The sequence below is a fragment of the Yoonia sediminilitoris genome, assembly GCF_003058085.1.
In the GTDB taxonomy this organism is placed as follows: domain Bacteria; phylum Pseudomonadota; class Alphaproteobacteria; order Rhodobacterales; family Rhodobacteraceae; genus Yoonia; species Yoonia sediminilitoris.
This window is the reverse complement of record NZ_QBUD01000014.1, coordinates 1-15,627: the sequence shown is the minus strand read 5'-3', so window position 1 is coordinate 15,627 and position 15,627 is coordinate 1. Positions and strand designations below refer to the sequence as shown.

General features: G+C 55.8%; 17 protein-coding genes and 1 tRNA gene. 9 read left to right on the top strand and 9 right to left on the bottom strand.

The window, feature by feature from the left end; all coding sequences use genetic code 11:
* Nucleotides 1-18 precede the first annotated feature (18 nt).
* The 4 genes from C8N45_RS18940 (at nt 19) to ggt (ending at nt 4,221) form a co-directional block, all read left to right on the top strand.
* Complete coding sequence (locus C8N45_RS18940) at nt 19-942, top strand: methylenetetrahydrofolate reductase (RefSeq protein ID WP_108387889.1); 924 nt, start codon at nt 19-21, stop codon at nt 940-942.
* Between the two features lie 9 nt (nt 943-951).
* Nucleotides 952-2,019, top strand: a complete 1,068-nt coding sequence (locus C8N45_RS18935) for a methyltetrahydrofolate cobalamin methyltransferase (RefSeq protein ID WP_108387887.1) — start codon at nt 952-954, stop codon at nt 2,017-2,019.
* 35 nt (nt 2,020-2,054) lie between these two features.
* A complete protein-coding gene (locus C8N45_RS18930; protein WP_108387885.1) occupies nt 2,055-2,291 on the top strand; it encodes an N-(5'-phosphoribosyl)anthranilate isomerase in 237 nt (78 codons plus the stop codon).
* Nucleotides 2,292-2,415: 124 nt separating this feature from the next.
* Nucleotides 2,416-4,221 carry a gamma-glutamyltransferase gene (ggt, locus tag C8N45_RS18925; protein ID WP_108387883.1) on the top strand — a complete coding sequence of 602 codons (1,806 nt, stop codon included), beginning with the start codon at nt 2,416-2,418 and terminating at the stop codon, nt 4,219-4,221.
* Nucleotides 4,222-4,265: 44 nt separating this feature from the next.
* On the opposite strand, the gene C8N45_RS18920 is transcribed toward ggt, so the two are convergent.
* The gene (locus C8N45_RS18920) at nt 4,266-5,789 is read right to left on the bottom strand and encodes a helicase HerA-like domain-containing protein (protein WP_108387881.1); all 1,524 of its coding nucleotides are present in this window, start codon (nt 5,787-5,789) and stop codon (nt 4,266-4,268) included.
* Nucleotides 5,790-6,192: 403 nt separating this feature from the next.
* On the opposite strand from C8N45_RS18920, the gene C8N45_RS18915 reads away from it, so the two are divergent.
* Nucleotides 6,193-6,801: an invasion associated locus B family protein gene (locus C8N45_RS18915; RefSeq protein WP_108387879.1), complete on the top strand. Its 609-nt coding sequence runs from the start codon at nt 6,193-6,195 to the stop codon at nt 6,799-6,801.
* A 42-nt stretch (nt 6,802-6,843) separates the two neighbouring features.
* On the opposite strand, the gene C8N45_RS18910 is transcribed toward C8N45_RS18915, so the two are convergent.
* From C8N45_RS18910 to C8N45_RS18895, 4 genes are all read right to left on the bottom strand, one after another.
* Entirely contained in the window at nt 6,844-8,052 is a 1,209-nt protein-coding gene (locus C8N45_RS18910) for a beta-ketoacyl-[acyl-carrier-protein] synthase family protein (RefSeq protein WP_108387877.1), read from the bottom strand.
* Complete coding sequence (locus C8N45_RS18905) at nt 8,053-8,313, bottom strand: acyl carrier protein (protein WP_108388072.1); 261 nt, start codon at nt 8,311-8,313, stop codon at nt 8,053-8,055.
* A 66-nt stretch (nt 8,314-8,379) separates the two neighbouring features.
* Nucleotides 8,380-9,441, bottom strand: a complete 1,062-nt coding sequence (lpxD, locus tag C8N45_RS18900; protein WP_108387875.1) for a UDP-3-O-(3-hydroxymyristoyl)glucosamine N-acyltransferase — start codon at nt 9,439-9,441, stop codon at nt 8,380-8,382.
* A gap of 31 nt (nt 9,442-9,472) precedes the next feature.
* On the bottom strand, nt 9,473-11,086 hold the full coding sequence (locus tag C8N45_RS18895) for a L,D-transpeptidase family protein (RefSeq protein ID WP_375342483.1): 1,614 nt from the start codon (nt 11,084-11,086) through the stop codon (nt 9,473-9,475).
* 347 nt (nt 11,087-11,433) lie between these two features.
* On the opposite strand from C8N45_RS18895, the gene mepK reads away from it, so the two are divergent.
* Nucleotides 11,434-12,006, top strand: a complete 573-nt coding sequence (gene mepK, locus C8N45_RS18890) for a peptidoglycan L,D-endopeptidase MepK (protein WP_108388070.1) — start codon at nt 11,434-11,436, stop codon at nt 12,004-12,006.
* Between the two features lie 72 nt (nt 12,007-12,078).
* Here the strand turns inward: mepK and C8N45_RS18885 are convergent, their stop codons facing one another.
* From C8N45_RS18885 to C8N45_RS18870, 4 genes are all read right to left on the bottom strand, one after another.
* Complete coding sequence (locus C8N45_RS18885) at nt 12,079-12,342, bottom strand: hypothetical protein (protein WP_114427860.1); 264 nt, start codon at nt 12,340-12,342, stop codon at nt 12,079-12,081.
* A 435-nt stretch (nt 12,343-12,777) separates the two neighbouring features.
* On the bottom strand, nt 12,778-13,485 hold the full coding sequence (locus C8N45_RS18880) for a calcium-binding protein (protein ID WP_133176014.1): 708 nt from the start codon (nt 13,483-13,485) through the stop codon (nt 12,778-12,780).
* Nucleotides 13,486-13,685: 200 nt separating this feature from the next.
* Nucleotides 13,686-14,096 (bottom strand): hypothetical protein, encoded by a 411-nt coding sequence (locus C8N45_RS18875; protein ID WP_133176013.1) that lies wholly within the window; start codon nt 14,094-14,096, stop codon nt 13,686-13,688.
* A complete protein-coding gene (locus C8N45_RS18870) occupies nt 14,032-14,331 on the bottom strand; it encodes a hypothetical protein (protein WP_108387865.1) in 300 nt (99 codons plus the stop codon). The genes C8N45_RS18875 and C8N45_RS18870 overlap by 65 nt, the downstream gene beginning before the upstream one ends.
* Here C8N45_RS18870 and C8N45_RS18865 point away from each other — a divergent pair.
* The 3 genes from C8N45_RS18865 to C8N45_RS18855 form a co-directional block, all read left to right on the top strand.
* Nucleotides 14,323-14,682 carry a hypothetical protein gene (locus tag C8N45_RS18865; protein ID WP_108387863.1) on the top strand — a complete coding sequence of 120 codons (360 nt, stop codon included), beginning with the start codon at nt 14,323-14,325 and terminating at the stop codon, nt 14,680-14,682. The two genes, C8N45_RS18870 and C8N45_RS18865, sit on opposite strands and share 9 nt — an antisense overlap.
* 106 nt (nt 14,683-14,788) lie before the next feature.
* Nucleotides 14,789-14,864, top strand: a tRNA-Thr gene (locus C8N45_RS18860).
* 141 nt (nt 14,865-15,005) lie between these two features.
* The coding region (locus C8N45_RS18855) for a tyrosine-type recombinase/integrase (protein ID WP_245882752.1) at nt 15,006-15,627 on the top strand (622 nt) is incomplete at its 3' end.

The following is a 15,627-nucleotide window of genomic DNA, read 5'->3' as shown; positions in this document are numbered from 1 at the left end:
CGCCTGACGGAGGTCGTTATGTCTCTTCTGCCCTTTTTGAAATCAAAAGAAACAGCCGCTCATGTGGTTGACCCCCGTGTCGAGGCCTTTTTGCAGGATTATTCGATCGAAGTGATGCCGCGGACGGCGGAAAAGATCGAAGACTTCCGCGATTTGCTGCCCGCAGGCACCCGCGTCTATGTCGCCCATATCGAGGGCACGCCGATTGACGATATGGTCGCCACTGCTGCGCGGCTGGCCAAGGACGGCTACAAGGTGATGCCACACTTCCCTGCCCGCATCATCAAGGACAAGGCTATGCTTTCCGACTGGATCGCACGCTACCAAGGCGAAGCAAACGTGGATCAGGCGCTGCTGCTGGCAGGCGGTGTGGCGCAGCCGCATGGGGATTTCCACAGCTCGATGCAGCTGTTGGAAACCGGTGCCTTCGGCGATTTCAAACGCCTGCATGTCGCTGGCCACCCTGAAGGCAACAAAGACATCGACCCTGACGGCACAGACGCACATGTGATGGAGGCTCTGCGCTGGAAACAGGCGTTCAGTGACACCACGGATGCCCAAATGGCCCTGGCCACGCAATTTGCCTTTGATGCAGACCCTATCATCGCTTGGGCGAATGCGTTGCGCGATGCGGGTATTAGGCTGCCTATCCACATCGGCATCGCTGGCCCTGCGAAACTGCAAACCTTGATCAAATTTGCCATTGCCTGCGGCGTGGGCCCATCCCTGAAGGTGCTGCAAAAGCGCGCGATGGACGTCACCAAGCTGTTGCTGCCTTATGAACCGACCGACGTGCTGACCGCACTTGCCATCCACAAGGCGAACAATCCCGATTTCAATGTCACCAACGTGCATTTCTTTCCGCTTGGCGGCATCAAGACAAACGCCAATTGGGCGATCGCCAATGGCGGCAATGCTGCAATCCCCGCATCTCAGACTTAAGGACCACCCATGACCCGCACGATTGTCGAATCCAAAACAAAAACGGCTGTCATAGGCTTTGATGAACCTTTTTGCGTGATCGGAGAGCGGATCAACCCGACAGGGCGCAAGATCCTGGCCGCCGAGCTGGAACGCGATGATTTCAGCCGGGTCGAAGCCGACGCAATCGCGCAGACCGTGGCGGGTGCCAACATTCTGGATGTGAACTCTGGCGCTGTATTCTCCAACAAAATGGCCGAAGACCCGCGCTACGCCGACAACAACTTTGTCGAACCCGCCCTGATGAAGGCGCTTATTGAAAAGGTTCAGGCAGTCGTCGATACGCCGCTGTGTATCGATAGCTCTGTTCCGGGTGCGCTGGAAAACGGCCTTGCGACAGCCGAAGGCCGGCCCCTGCTGAATTCCGTGACCGGTGAGGAAGAGCGGCTTGAGCTGGTTCTGCCACTCGTCAAAAAATACAACGTACCTGTGGTCGCCATTTCCAATGATGACACAGGGATTTCCGAAGATCCGGATGTGCGCTTTGCCGTTGCAAAGAAAATTGTGGAACGGGCCGCAGATTTCGGGATTCCCGCGCATGACATTGTTGTCGATCCACTTGTGATGCCTGTCGGGGCCATGGGCACCGCGGGGCTACAAGTCTTCAGCCTTGTGCGCCGGCTGAGAGAGGAACTTGGCGTCAACACAACCTGCGGCGCATCCAACATTAGCTTCGCCTTGCCAAACCGGCACGGGATCAACAACGCGTTCCTGACAATGGCCATTGGCGCGGGCATGACATCCGCCATCATGAACCCCGTGGAACTGCCGATTGGCCCCAAAAAGATAGCCGAAAAGAAAGCCGAAATTGAAGCAGCCGGGATAATCCTGCCCGCCGACATCGACGATGAGACGTTCGTTACCCTCTTCGGCATGGGTTCAACCAAACCACGCGCTGGCAAAGAAATGGAAGCCATCCGTGCAGCGAATTTTCTCACCGATAATGATCCTTCCGGCAGCGAATGGATCAAACATTACCGGGCGCCCGTAAAACAAGGCGAAGGTCGCGCAAGAACCGGTCGGCGACGGCGCGGTTAATCGGATTTTAGGAAAGTTCTCTGCATTTTCCCTGCATGGAATATGAAATCACCCGAAACAAGCCCGTTGGTCAGGATTGGCTGAACCAAATCTTCAATGCCAAGAGTGCTGCAAACGGGGGTGTCATCAGACGCAAGATCAAGGACGTTGACCGTGAGGTTGGCCGCGAACGATTTGAGCTTGAAGTGCGGCGCCGGGGCTTTCATCTGTTTGCCAACGGTCAGGATTTCATTGTGATCTGCAACAACGCACCGATCGCGATGATCTGCTGAAAAATCTTCTAGAAGATTTTTGACACACGATTTTTCGAGAAAAATCGTCCCTTACACCGTTTTGAAGCTTGCAATTACAGGGTGTTTCTTCACCCTGTGATTGCAAATACTTGAGGGGGTCATCATGTCACTGCAAAATCTTTTTACGGGCTGCGTCCTGTGCCTGTTACTGACGTCACCTGCTATCGGTCAACAGGTTGCAGACGCGATTGCACCTGAAGACGAAACTGCGAACGGAGCCTTTGAAAACCTGTCCGTCGCGGCCCAAGCAGCAATTGCAGCAAAGGATGCAGGTTCGCCCGTCACGGCAAATGACTGGATGATTGCCGCGGCCAACCCACTCGCAGTCGAGGCAGGTGCCACCATTCTGGCAGAGGGCGGCACCGCAGCAGATGCGATGGTCACAGTACAGTCAGTTCTGGGATTGGTCGAACCGCAGTCATCAGGCCTTGGCGGCGGGGCGTTTCTTGTCTGGTTTGATGCTGCATCAGGCACAATCACAACGCTGGACGGCCGCGAAACGGCACCACTTGCAGCAACACCAACAGTCTTTCAGGACGAGAACGGCGAACGGCTTGGTTTCTTCGACGCAGTTGTCGGTGGGCTCTCGGTGGGCACACCGGGCACCCCGAAACTGATGGAGGACGCACACCGCAGGTGGGGGATGTCCAATTGGGCGTCGCTGCTCGCGCCTGCCATTCGTCTGGCCGAAACTGGATTTGCCGTCTCACCCCGCATGGCCGAGTCTATTGCTCGTGACGCGGAACGCTTGCAGCGCTTTCCGGCCACTGCCGACTATTTCTTTCCGGGTGGAACCCCGTTGGCTGCAGGCGATTTGCGCGACAATCCAGCCTATGCGGACACGTTACGCCAAATCGCATCATATGGCACAGATGCGTTCTATACCGGTGCAATCGCCGAAGATATCGTGGCGACGGTCCGCAATGCAGAGGGCAATCCCGGCCTATTGTCGACCATTGATATGGCGCTTTATGATGTCGTCGCGCGCGACCCTGTTTGCGTGCCATACCGCACGTTTGAAGTCTGCGGGATGGGTCCGCCCTCCTCTGGTGCGCTGACTGTGGGTCAAATTCTGGGCATCGTGAACAGTTTTGATCTTTCTGACCCCAATGATCCGCACACATGGCGATTGATTGGCGATGCTTCGCGGCTCGCATTTGCGGACCGAGGGCGCTACATGGCAGACAGCGACTATGTGCCGATGCCGACAAAAGGGCTCGTTGACCCTGCATATCTTGCCGCACGCGCTGAATTGATCGAAGGCGACCGCACCGATGGACGTGTCGCCCTGCCAGACGTCGCGCCGGGCAGCCCGGAGTGGGACCATGCGCAAATCTGGGGCGATGATGTCAGCATCGAATTCCCTTCGACCTCCCACATTTCAATCGTGGACAGCTACGGCAACGCCCTGTCAATGACGACGACGATTGAAAACGGTTTTGGATCGCGGCTTTTCGTTCGTGGCTTCCTGCTGAACAACGAATTGACGGATTTCTCGTTTGCAACTCACAACAATGGCGCGCCAATCGCAAACCGGATTGAACCGGGCAAGCGGCCACGGTCTTCCATGGCGCCAACGATCGTCATGCAAGACGGCCAGCCCAGCCTGGTGATCGGCAGTCCCGGCGGCAGCCGTATCATTGGCTACGTTGCGCAGGCGATCATCGCCCATATCGACTGGGGGATGGACGTGCAGCAGGCCGTATCAATGCCACATCTTGTAAACCGGTTTGGCACCTTTGATATCGAAGAAGGCACCGCGCTTGTATCGCTTGAAGAGCCGCTCATCGCGTTGGGATATGAAGTTTCGGTCCGGGGGCTCAATTCCGGCCTACATGCCATCGCTATCGGTGAGCAGTTGCAAGGTGGCGCTGATCCGCGGCGCGAAGGTATCGCGCTAGGTGAATAGGCACAGGGCCACCGTTCTGCTGTTGGCCTCTGCCAACAGCAGAATCAACGTCCTTTGAAAAGACTGCCAAGAATGCCACGCACCAAGCGGCGACCTGTTGTGCCGGTCAATTCCTTGGCCACAACCGACGCAAGTTCGCCGCCAAAACTTCGGCTGGATGATGGTGACCGGCTACGGCCCTCGCTCTTGTAGCGGCGGGCCGCTCTGAATTCGCGCTCCTTTTCCTCCAATGCCTCCTCGGCCGCATCGGCTTTCTCGGCTGCTTCGGCCGCTTGCGCGGCGCGCTTGCCGAGCATCTCGAACGCACTTGCCCGGTCCAATCTATCGTCATATTTTCCCGCCATATCAGACGCTTGCATGATCGCTTTTCGCTCTGATGCAGAAATTGGACCCAATTGGGACGAAGGCGGACGGATCAACGTACGTTCCACGATCTGCGGAATGCCCTTGCGGTCAAGGAATGATGTCACTGCCTCGCCTGTCCCGACTTCCTGTATGGCAGCGGCGGTGTCAAAGGCAGGGTTGTCCCGATAGGTTTCGGCAGCTGTTTTCAACTCTTTGCGGTCTTTCGCCGTAAAGGCGCGCAAGGCATGTTGGACACGATTACCAAGCTGGCCCAATACATCCTCGGGGATGTCACCGGGGTTCTGTGTCACAAAGTAGACACCAACCCCCTTGGACCGGATCAGCCGCGCCACCTGTTCAACCTTGTCGACCAACGCCTTTGGGGCATCGTCAAACAGCAGGTGCGCCTCGTCAAAAAAGAACACAAGCTTGGGCTTGTCCGGATTACCCACTTCGGGCAGCTCCTCGAACAGTTCGGACAAGAGCCACAACAGGAAGGTCGCATAAAGACGCGGACTGCCCATGAGCTGATCCGCGGCCAGAATGTTGATCTCCCCGCGACCATCTTTTGTTCGCATCATGTCGGCCAGATCAAGCGCGGGTTCGCCGAACAGTGATGTGCCGCCTTGATTCTCCAACACAAGCAGTTGTCGCTGAATAGCGCCCACGGACGAGGACGCGACATTGCCATAGCGCAAAGAAAGATCTTTGGCATTCTGTCCCACCCAGACCAGCAAGGATTGCAGATCCTTGAGGTCCAGCAGCGGCAAACCCTCTTCATCTGCGACCCGAAACGCGACGTTCAACACACCTTCTTGCACGTCAGTCAGTTCCATCAGGCGCGCCAGCAAAAGCGGGCCCATCTCCGCCACTGTGGCGCGGATCGGGTGGCCCCGCTCACCAAACAGGTCCCAGAATGTTACCGGAAATTTGTCATATTGCAGGTCAAGGCCGATTGTTGCGGCACGCTTCATAAATGGTTCATGTAGTTTGAAGTCTGCCGAACCGGATACGGCAAGGCCGGACAAGTCCCCTTTGACGTCCGACAGGAAAACCGGAACGCCAGCCGCGGAAAAACCTTCGGCCATGATTTGCAGAGTCACTGTCTTGCCTGTGCCGGTCGCCCCGGCAATCAGCCCGTGGCGGTTCGATTTGTCCAACAAGAGCATTTGCGCATCGCCATAAGCATCCCCGCCCCCACCTATGAAAATGCTCTCGCTCATCAAAAACGCCCCTTCGTCAAGATATATTTCGGATAAACATACATTCTTAACTATTTGGCGCTAGGGTAAATCATGTCGGTGCTGGTCTGGCGACCTGTGCGACATATTTCCTCCCTGTTAGACTTGCCGTGCCTTCGGGCACGGCTTTTTTGCGGCCGATTTTGGCATCCACTTCGGGCCAAATATTTTCCCCAAATTCCTGTTGACTGCAACAATCGCTTTGCGTAGCTTTCGGCCAAATAGTCGGCAAAGTCCGGCAGGGAGAAAAGCGAAGAAGGGTCCTTTTGGGGCCCTTTTTCTATTCAGGACCTTGTTTTGCGGCGCTTTGTTCACAAAGTTTTGCCCCTGACAGCCCAAAGGCCCCATGCTAAAGCAACATCAAGAAACCTAGAGGACAGAGCATATGCGCACCACACTGACATCACTTTTTTTGGCGGCACTCCTAGCGCAGGCGAGTACAGGTCACGCTCAGGAAGCCCAAACCGACGCCGAGACAGCAGAAGAATCCGGCGAGGACGAGACCCTCAACCTGAACCTGGGCGAGCCTGTTGGCCCCAAGGTTGGCCAAACCTTCGTCAAAACGGAAGAAGGTGATTGGCAAATCCGCTGTGTCAAAGCGCCGGAAGGCCGCCCGGACCCTTGCAGCATCTATCAACTTCTGAAGGATGGCGATGGTAACCAGGTCGCAGAGGTCAATATCTTCCGGCTTCCAGAAGGCCGGCGGGTTCTTGGCGGTGCAACAGTCGTCGTGCCACTTGAAACACTCTTGGGGCAAGGTGTGACCGTCTCGGTCGATGGGGCGAACGAACGCCGCTATCCTTTTGATTTCTGCAATGCAGGTGGCTGTATCGCAAAAATCGGCTTTACTCCCGACGAAGTGGGCCAGTTTAAACGCGGCAACGAAGGAAATGTGCGTGTCGTACCGGCCGCAGCCCCTGAGGACGAAGTAAGGCTCGTCATGTCTCTGACCGGGTTTACTGCTGCTTTCGACAGCTTGGACCCTGTCAATTAAATGGTCCCGGCGCAGCCGGCACAGGTCCTGCCAGTTGCGCCTTCAGACTTTGCGCAGGACCAGCACCGCGTTCAGCCCGCCAAAGGCAAACGCATTTGATATCACGACATCAACGGATGCGTCGCGCGCGATATTCGGCACCACATCCAGCGCACATTCCGGGTCGGGTTCTTCGTAGCCTATCGTCGGGGCGATCACCCCGTCCCGCAGCGCCATGATGCAAGCCAAAAGCTCGACCGCGCCAGTCCCGCCAATCAGATGGCCATGCATCGATTTGGTTGATGAAATCATCAATTGGTCAGCGTGGGCGCCGAACACATCAGCCACCGCCGCACATTCTGTCTTGTCGTTGGCCGCCGTGCCTGTGCCGTGGGCATTGATGTAGCCGACAGTTTCCTTGGGCAGCTTCGCGTCACGCAGCGCACCTGCGATTGCCCGCGCCGCGCCCTGTTTGGAGGGCATTACGATGTCAGCGGCATCCGAGTTCATCGCAAAGCCCACGACCTCGCAAAGAATGTCCGCGCCGCGCGCGCGCGCGTGCTCGAGTTCCTCGAACACAAAGACGCCTGCCCCTTCACCTTGCACCATGCCGTTGCGGGTCGCTGAAAAAGGGCGGCATGCATCCTTGGACATGACCCGCAGCCCTTCCCACGCCTTGATCCCGCCAAAACACAGCATCGCCTCTGATCCGCCCGTGACCATCACTTTGGCCATGCCCGAACGCACCATATTGAACGCCTGCCCCATCGCATGATTTGAGGATGCACAGGCGGTGGCAACGGTGAAGGACGGCCCGCGCAGGTTATACTCCATCGAAACATGGGACGCCGCAGCATTGTTCATCAGTTTGGGCACGATAAACGGATGCACGCGGTTTTTGCCGCCTTCATACACAGCCCGATAGTTTTCGTCCTGCGTATTCAGCCCACCGCCCGAAGTACCAAGAACAACGCCGGAGTGATCGGCAAGCGCACCCGAAAAGCGCAATCCCGACTGGCTCAATGCTTGTTCTGTGGCCAGCAATGTAAATTGGGTAAAACGATCATAAAGAGCAATCTTCTGGCGATTGAAGTACGCTGCTTCATCATACCCTTTGACCTGCCCGCCAATCTGGATCGAGAGCCGGTCAACATCCGCGATCTCCAAGGGTCCAATGCCGCAACGGCCTTCGCGCATGGCAGTAAAGGTCGCAGGGACGTCAGCGCCGAGGGCGTTGATTGTCCCCATGCCTGTGATGGCAACCCGGTGCATTTATTTGCCCTGCTCCGCGACCAACTTGTCAACGGCCGCGATGATGGCCGCAATCGAAGAGATGTCAAAATCACTTGCGTCCGGCTGATTTGCATTGAACGGTACGGTTACGTCAAAAGCTTCCTCGATCGCGAAAATGCTTTCGACCAGTCCAAGACTGTCGATGCCGACGTCTGCCAGACTGTGTTCGAGTTTGACATCGGACGGTTCGAGCAGTGCCTGCTCTGCAATGATGGCGATGACCTTGTCTTGCGTGCTCATTCTTCTTGTGCCCAATTTGTTCGCACCTGTGATGTAGTCATAGTCGCAGCACATTGAAACAGCTTCTTAACTTTTCCCCAAGTTGCGCAGCAACCGTGGCAATCGACGCAGCGCCTTGTAGCTATCGACATGACTTTTCATTTTCGTGGCGGGATAGCCCATCATGACCCGCCCTGCGGGCACGTTGGACAAAACCACCGACGCACCCCCCAAGACCACGTCATCGCCGATCTTCAGATTATCGGCAACGCCGGCCATGCCGCCAATCACCACCCTGTCACCAATCATCGTAGACCCCGCCACACCCGATTGCGCACAAAGCAGGCAATGTGCGCCAATGATGACATTGTGTCCAACCTGCACTTGATTGTCGATTTTCGTGCCCTCGCCAATTTGCGTGGCCCGAATTGTTCCTGCGTCAACAGTCGAGCTTGCGCCGATTTCGACGTTGTCCGCGAGCGTGACACCACCTAACGAATGTATCCTGTACCATGTCGGGTCGTCCGGTATCACTGTCGGCCCTTCGCCAAGCGTTTCGCGCGCGGCTTCAACATGTGATGGCGCGGCGCTGACAAAGGAAAACCCGTCGCCGCCAATCACGACATTGGGCTGCAAGATCACATTGTCACCCAAAGTCACCGCCCTTTGCAAACGCACACCGGGATGCAACACAGTTGCCTTGCCCACAAGCACGCCGGCGTGAATGGTCACTTGATCGCCGATCCAGCAGCCGTCGCCAATCACGGCCCCCGCGCCGATAACAGTGAAATGGCCGATGTGGACCCCTTCCCCAATCTGGGCAGACGGATCGATTTGGGCCGTCGGTGCAATCCCGATTGCAGGCAATGGCTGATCCAGCATTTGCGTCAGGCGCGACATGGCAAGGCGTGCACGGGGGGCAAAAATCGCAGCCTCAAGTCCCATCGACTGCCAATCCGCATCTGGCCAAACGACCGCGCAGCGTGCCTGCCCCGCAGCCAAGGCAGGCGCATAGGCCGGTGTCATCGCGAGGGCGAGATCAGCAGGGCCAGCGGCCGCGGGCTCGGATGCCTTGTCGACCATTAAGTCAGTGGCACCAAAGGCTTTTGCCCCAAGTGCCGCTGCGATTTCTGCAATGCTATGTGCCATCGTTGCCCCGGGTTCTTGTCCGGGAGAAGGATTATCCGCTTACTGCACGAACTGCCACCCCTGCCCGCGCCAGCGCGTTCCAAATTCGCGCATCGCGCCCATAAACGTCACGGCGATACTGCATCCGGCCATCCGCCTGGGTAAAGGCCGTGCGATAAACCAGATGAACCGGCACCGGCTGATCCAGGTCCACACGTGTTTCGCGACCCGTCCGCAACGTCGCCTGGAAGAATTCTTCCGGATTGCCGACCTGCTTGGCCAACAGGGCGTAAGCGAAGTCAAAGGGGTCATTCAAACGGATGCAGCCATGGCTAAATGCACGCACTTCGCGACCAAACAGGCTTTTGGCGGGCGTATCGTGCAGATAGATATTGTAACGGTTGGGGAACATGAACTTCACCAGACCAAGCGCATTGCCGCGGCTTGGCGGTTGACGCATCGAATAAGGGAAGTTTGCCGCATTAAACTGCGCAAAATCCACTGCCCCCCGATTTACCTTGCGGCCACGGCTATCTGTGATTTCCAATTGGCCCACTGCGTTCGGGTTGCGCTGCAACTGCGGCAAATACTCTTTGGTGATGATCGAACGGGGGACATACCAGCTTGGGTTTACCACCATGAATTCCATCACGTCAGAGAATTCGGGGCTAACGCGGTCGTCTTTGTTTGCGCCGATCACAGAGCGGGTCGAAAATGTTTCAACATCATTGTCGATGATCTTGGCGGTAAAGTCGGTCAGATTGACCCAGACATGCCGCTGCCCGCGCGGGCGATTGATCCAGCGCTCACGCTCCATCGCGACGATCACGCTTTGCAGGCGCCGTTCCGGTGGCGTGTTGAGTTCTGCCATGGTGCCTGGGCCCACTGTGCCATCGATGGAAAGACCATGCGCCTGCTGAAACCGCTGCACAGCCTGTGTGATCGCCTGATCATAGGTCTGCGTATTCGTTCTCTCAAGAAAACCCATCGCAATCAAACGGTTACGCAAAGCAACAACGCGCGCGCCCGTGTCGCCTGCCTGCAATTTTCCAGCTGGCACCGTCGGGCCCCAGCCGCCATTGGCAAGCCGTCGCTCCATCGCGAGCTTTTCACGCATCAAACGGGTGTATTCAGGGGATTGCGGCGGCAAGGCACGCAAGAAAGCGGCCGGGCTGGATTTGGCAAACGCCTGCAACGTCCCTAGCCGGGACCGCAATGGCACTTGCCTGTGAATGTTCCTGTCGATTTGCGAAGGCGTCAGCATACCGGTTTGCACGTCCCGCGCATATTGCAGGAATTGGCGACTCATTTCGACCTCGAGCCGGCCTTGTGCGTCAGGTGTGGCCGCGGCCTGCAAATTGGCCATAACGGCATCGGGGTCATAACGGTCCGCAGCAAGGCCGTGATCGCCAGCAGACGTAAAAGCCGCCACGAGTGCGTTGCGGCGGGCACTGTTTTCGCGCCCGCTCCAGATCCCCTGGAAATCGCGGGCGCGGTAGAAGGCGGCCAGATCGTCGTCACGAGCCGCCGCTTGAGCAACGGCCTGTCGGAATTCAGTAACCTGGGCCACCGCGCCAGAGACCGACAAGAACCACATCGCGACCGCCGCGCACAGGGCTGCAAACTGAAACCCCATCCCCGGAGTTGGAAACCTAACAACGCGCATCAAAGAAAATCCCCTTTTGGCAACAATACAGCCATAATAATGTAAAAACTGAGCTAACGAGAGTATCAATAACCTTACCGCGCCCTGTCTATTCACAAAGCGGCGATAGCCTCAGGCAAAGGCAAGGTGTTGCGAACATGTCCCTTTCAATTGCCTTTCAACGGGTCTTTCGCGGCCAAAAATGGGCAAAATGTCGCTCATTTCAGGCAAATTAACCTTCTTTCACATAAACAACCTTGGTCATCGATTCGAAATATGTCATAAAAATGGAAACGTCTAAGGGCATGAAGGTAAAAAATCCGCATCAAAGCGGAAATCTAATGGGCGACGGGACAGGCGCTACAGATATGAAAAAACAAAGTTCTACGGGGATGACCCGGCGTGGATTGCTGAGGGCCTTTGCCGCAACAGCAGTAACAACAGCGCCGGTTTACGCAAATGCGGCAGGTTTCTTGCGTGGGAACGCGGGCGATGTCAGGCATATCGCGATGTACTCCGGCCGCACGGGCGAACGTATCGATACGATCTACTGGATTGATGGCGAATACATCGGTGAGGCCGTCAAAGAAATCAACGTATTTATGCGCGATTGGCGGACAAGCGAGGCCGTACAAATCGACTTGCGCACGATCGACATCATGGCTGCATCGTTGAACCTGATGGACACCAGCGAGCCCTATATGCTTTTGTCCGGCTACAGATCGCCGCAAACAAATGCAATGTTGCGCAGCAAGTCGCGCGGGGTTGCGCGCAATTCCTTGCACATGCGCGGGCAAGCTGCTGATCTGCGGATCAATGGGCGGTCAACGACGCAGATCGCCAATGCCGCACTATCATGCCGCGCGGGCGGTGTCGGGCGCTATCCGGGGTCAAACTTTGTCCATATGGATTGCGGGCAGGTGCGCAGCTGGCGCGGATAAGTTTTAAAATTCAGTCCAAAAAAAACGTTGGCCAATGGCTACCTTTCTTTTCTGGGAAGGTGATTGCACGGTCTAGTCGCCAGCGACAAACATGCCATCAAGCGTCGAATTGGACCCTCTTGCGACAATAGCCCAGGCAACTTCCGCGGGATCGGACGATGCGGCATTGTATCCAAAGAATTGTCCCTTCACATCGACAGACTGCTCCAGAATGTTAACGCCACTGTTATTGTTCAGGGCCGTCAGCGTCCTGTCTGAAAAACCATTTCCAAAAATAGTTGCGCCTTCGATGGTAATCGCATCAATCTGGGATGAGCATTCACCGCGAAAGGTCATATCAACGCGACAGCTTCCAGCGAAATTGACTTGGATGAATGAATCCCAGTCAAGCACCGTGGGAAGCGAGCCATTCGCGGCGACCTGCGCTAAAAGGTCGCCGGTATAGGCTGCAACACGGCTGTCAGATATGTCGTCCAGCGCTGTGGGAACACCGACGATTGCAAAGGTCGAGTCGTCAATCTCTGGGTCTGACAGCTAGGCGAACCTACTCAAGGCGAATGGACTTTAGTTATCGACACGCAGTGGACCTGCCACACCGGACAGTGTCAAGAATTGTGATGAATGGTCCAATGACCCGTCAATGACTGAAAACAGTGTTGGACCTAGCCAGCACGAACCCAGCAAGTTGACTTGTTTCACCAGCAGAGGTGTCGCGTATCGCAAGATAGGTCTGGCTGGTGCCATTGACCGGATAAGGCAAGATATCCCTTGTTACAGCCGGAGGGGCACCAGCATCACTGCCTCCACTTTCACCGCCGCCACAGCCAGCGAGCAGAGTTGCGATGGCGCAAAGGGCGAAACTTTGGTCTTCAGGGTGTCGGTATTCTTTTCGATGGTCCGGGGTTGGCCGAAGGTGAAGTCGCTTTCAGACAAGGTTGGCAGTTTAAAACCGTACAGCACGATCGTTGTGCCCTCGGCGGAAAATACGTTGCCCTCTGCCGTTGAGGTCGGCGCGCCACTGGATAGCACATTGCCTTGTGACTCTGTCGTAAACCCGTTCAATGAAACCTCGTCGACGACAACAGTGAAATCCCGACCGGTCGGGTCGGTCTGGAACCCTGCATCGGACCCAACACTCGTGAAATCGAGCCCGAAGGCCGCAATGATATCCTCACCGTCATTTGTTCCAAAGCGGAAGATGTCCGCACCAAGCCCGCCTCGCAACATGTCGTCGCCAGCGCCGCCGTCAAGGATATCGTTCCCACCGAAGATCGCGCCAATCAAATCACCGATCAGTGCGTCATTGCCATCGCCGCCCTCAAGTGTGTCATCCTGAAAACCACCAATCAGCAGGTCGCCGCCTCCGGCACCAGAAGTGTCATTGTCACCAGCCAGAGCGATATAGAGGTCTGTGCCTTCACTGCCGGTTTTGGTGCCGCCTGCGGTCCCAAGTGATCCACTGTCATCGGGCCCGTCCATGATACCGTCCATCGGACCGGCTGGAGATTATTCATCCTCCTTGGCCTGATCGTCCGACCCTGTGCCGTTACAACCGGTGTCATCGCCACCATCTGCGGCAGTGTCGGGTCGTCTGCGTCATCGTCCGTGTATTCGACGGGCGGTGTGACAGCACCGCCGACAGGGACCACGTCTATGTTGAAACCATTGAGACCTGCAATCTAACCATAGGTGAGCGCACGATCATTGACGATGAACTCTTCGGCGGCCTTGTTCTTGAACCAATTGCCAATAGCCACCACATCCTGAGCGGTCAGGCTGCCATCGTTTATTGACCCCGTTTCTAAGATTGTCTGCACAAGAATCTTGTTCAGCGCGCCAACATCTGGCGCAATCTCTGTCAAATCACTGGCACTATAGCGTTTCGTCAGCCCTTCGTCAGCGGTCACAAGTTCAGCGATCTGGTCAAAGGCCGTGCCGGTTGTGCCCTGCGGATACAGATCAACAGCGGCCCTTGCCAAACTGCCGTCTGCAAGGTCGTCAGCCAGCAGTGCCTCAAGCCAGACATCAAGGCGACTTTTTGGCGATCCAGTCCGACAATTCCATGATATCGGCGCGGGTGATCTTGCCATCGTTAGCAATACCGGTGACTTTGATCCCCTCGATCACGATCGCATTCGTCTGGTCTGCCGCAGCAGCACCCTCTTTGAACTCGGCGGCCGAGACACAATTTTCCAGCCGCGGGTCTGCATTGACCATATCGACCAGACCGTACAGAACGATGCCAGTCATGCCTTGATTTGCCAGCACGACATCAGGGTTGCTCAATGTGCCGGCAGACAGATCATCGGCCAGCAGTTGATCCAACCAGAACGCAACCTCTTCGACGCGGGCATTTGCATTGCCCCCCTCGTTGGTCAGGCGGCCATTGGAATAGCCAAGTCCGCGGTGATAGATCCCGTAAGCGACCTAATCAATCATGAGATCACCGAACAAATAGATCGCATTTCCGTTGTTCTGGATCTTGTGAACGCCTGTCTCGACGTTGTTTTATCGTCGCCAAAAGCGCTTGCGAACTCAACCTTGGCAACCCTGCTGTTCGAAGAATCCTTATACCGTTCTGCGATCTCAATTATTTGCGCGGCTACGGTTGATTCCACCCACAACAAAGAAAATAAAAAATTGTCATCACCCACTTGCGTGGCAGCAGGATTATGACTAAACGGATCGTCGCTGTTGGAGCGATGTTGTTCGGGCCCCCTGAGGGTGCCTAGGTGTTATCTCTTCGTCAGCCGACTATATCGCTTCCGTTGCAGTATAGTACGCCCCTATAGCTCAGCTGGTAGAGCAACTGATTTGTAATCAGTAGGTCCGCGGTTCGAGTCCGTGTGGGGGCACCATTTCATCATCCAAAATTATCCAATGACATCCGATTACCTTATGTTTACAAAGGTATCATCGAGATCGTTTGTCCAACGCTGTACGTTAGCGTCCAGCGTCGTACCCCCACATAAGGGGTATTTTTGGGGGTACGATGAAAATTGGAAAAGTTGCGTACCCCCACAATGCCTCTCAGTGACATCAAGCTTCGGAACCTGAAATCAAGGGGCAAGCCCTACAAGGTCAGTGACTTTGAAGGCCTGTTTATTTTGGTGAAAGTGAGCGGATCAAAATCCTGGCGTTTCAAATACCGGATTGATGGCAAAGAAAAGTTGTTGGTTATCGGTGACTACCCTGCCGTCACTCTTGCCCAAGCGAGACAGGCCCGAGACGCAGCCAAAACACAGTTGGCCGAAGGAAACGATCCAAACGAAGTTAAACAAGAAACCAAGCGGATCAGACAAGAAGCAAAAGGTCAGACATTCCAGAGGATTGGGGAGTCCTTTCTTGAAAAGCAACGCAAAGAAGGCAAATCAAAAGCCACGCTGGATAAGACAGAGTACCATCTCAAGTTGGCGTCTCGCGACTTTGGGCGAATGCCGATCACAGAGATCACCGCACCTATGATCCTAAAGACACTTCGAAAGGTTGAGGCCAAAGGAAACTATGAAACAGCCCACCGCCTGAGTGTCCGTCGTCAGGGTTTTTGGGACCAAGAGCGTCCGAACCTAAGAGAGAGTTTGGCTCATCTGTTTGGTTTGATTATGCGGCGTGCTGGCGGTG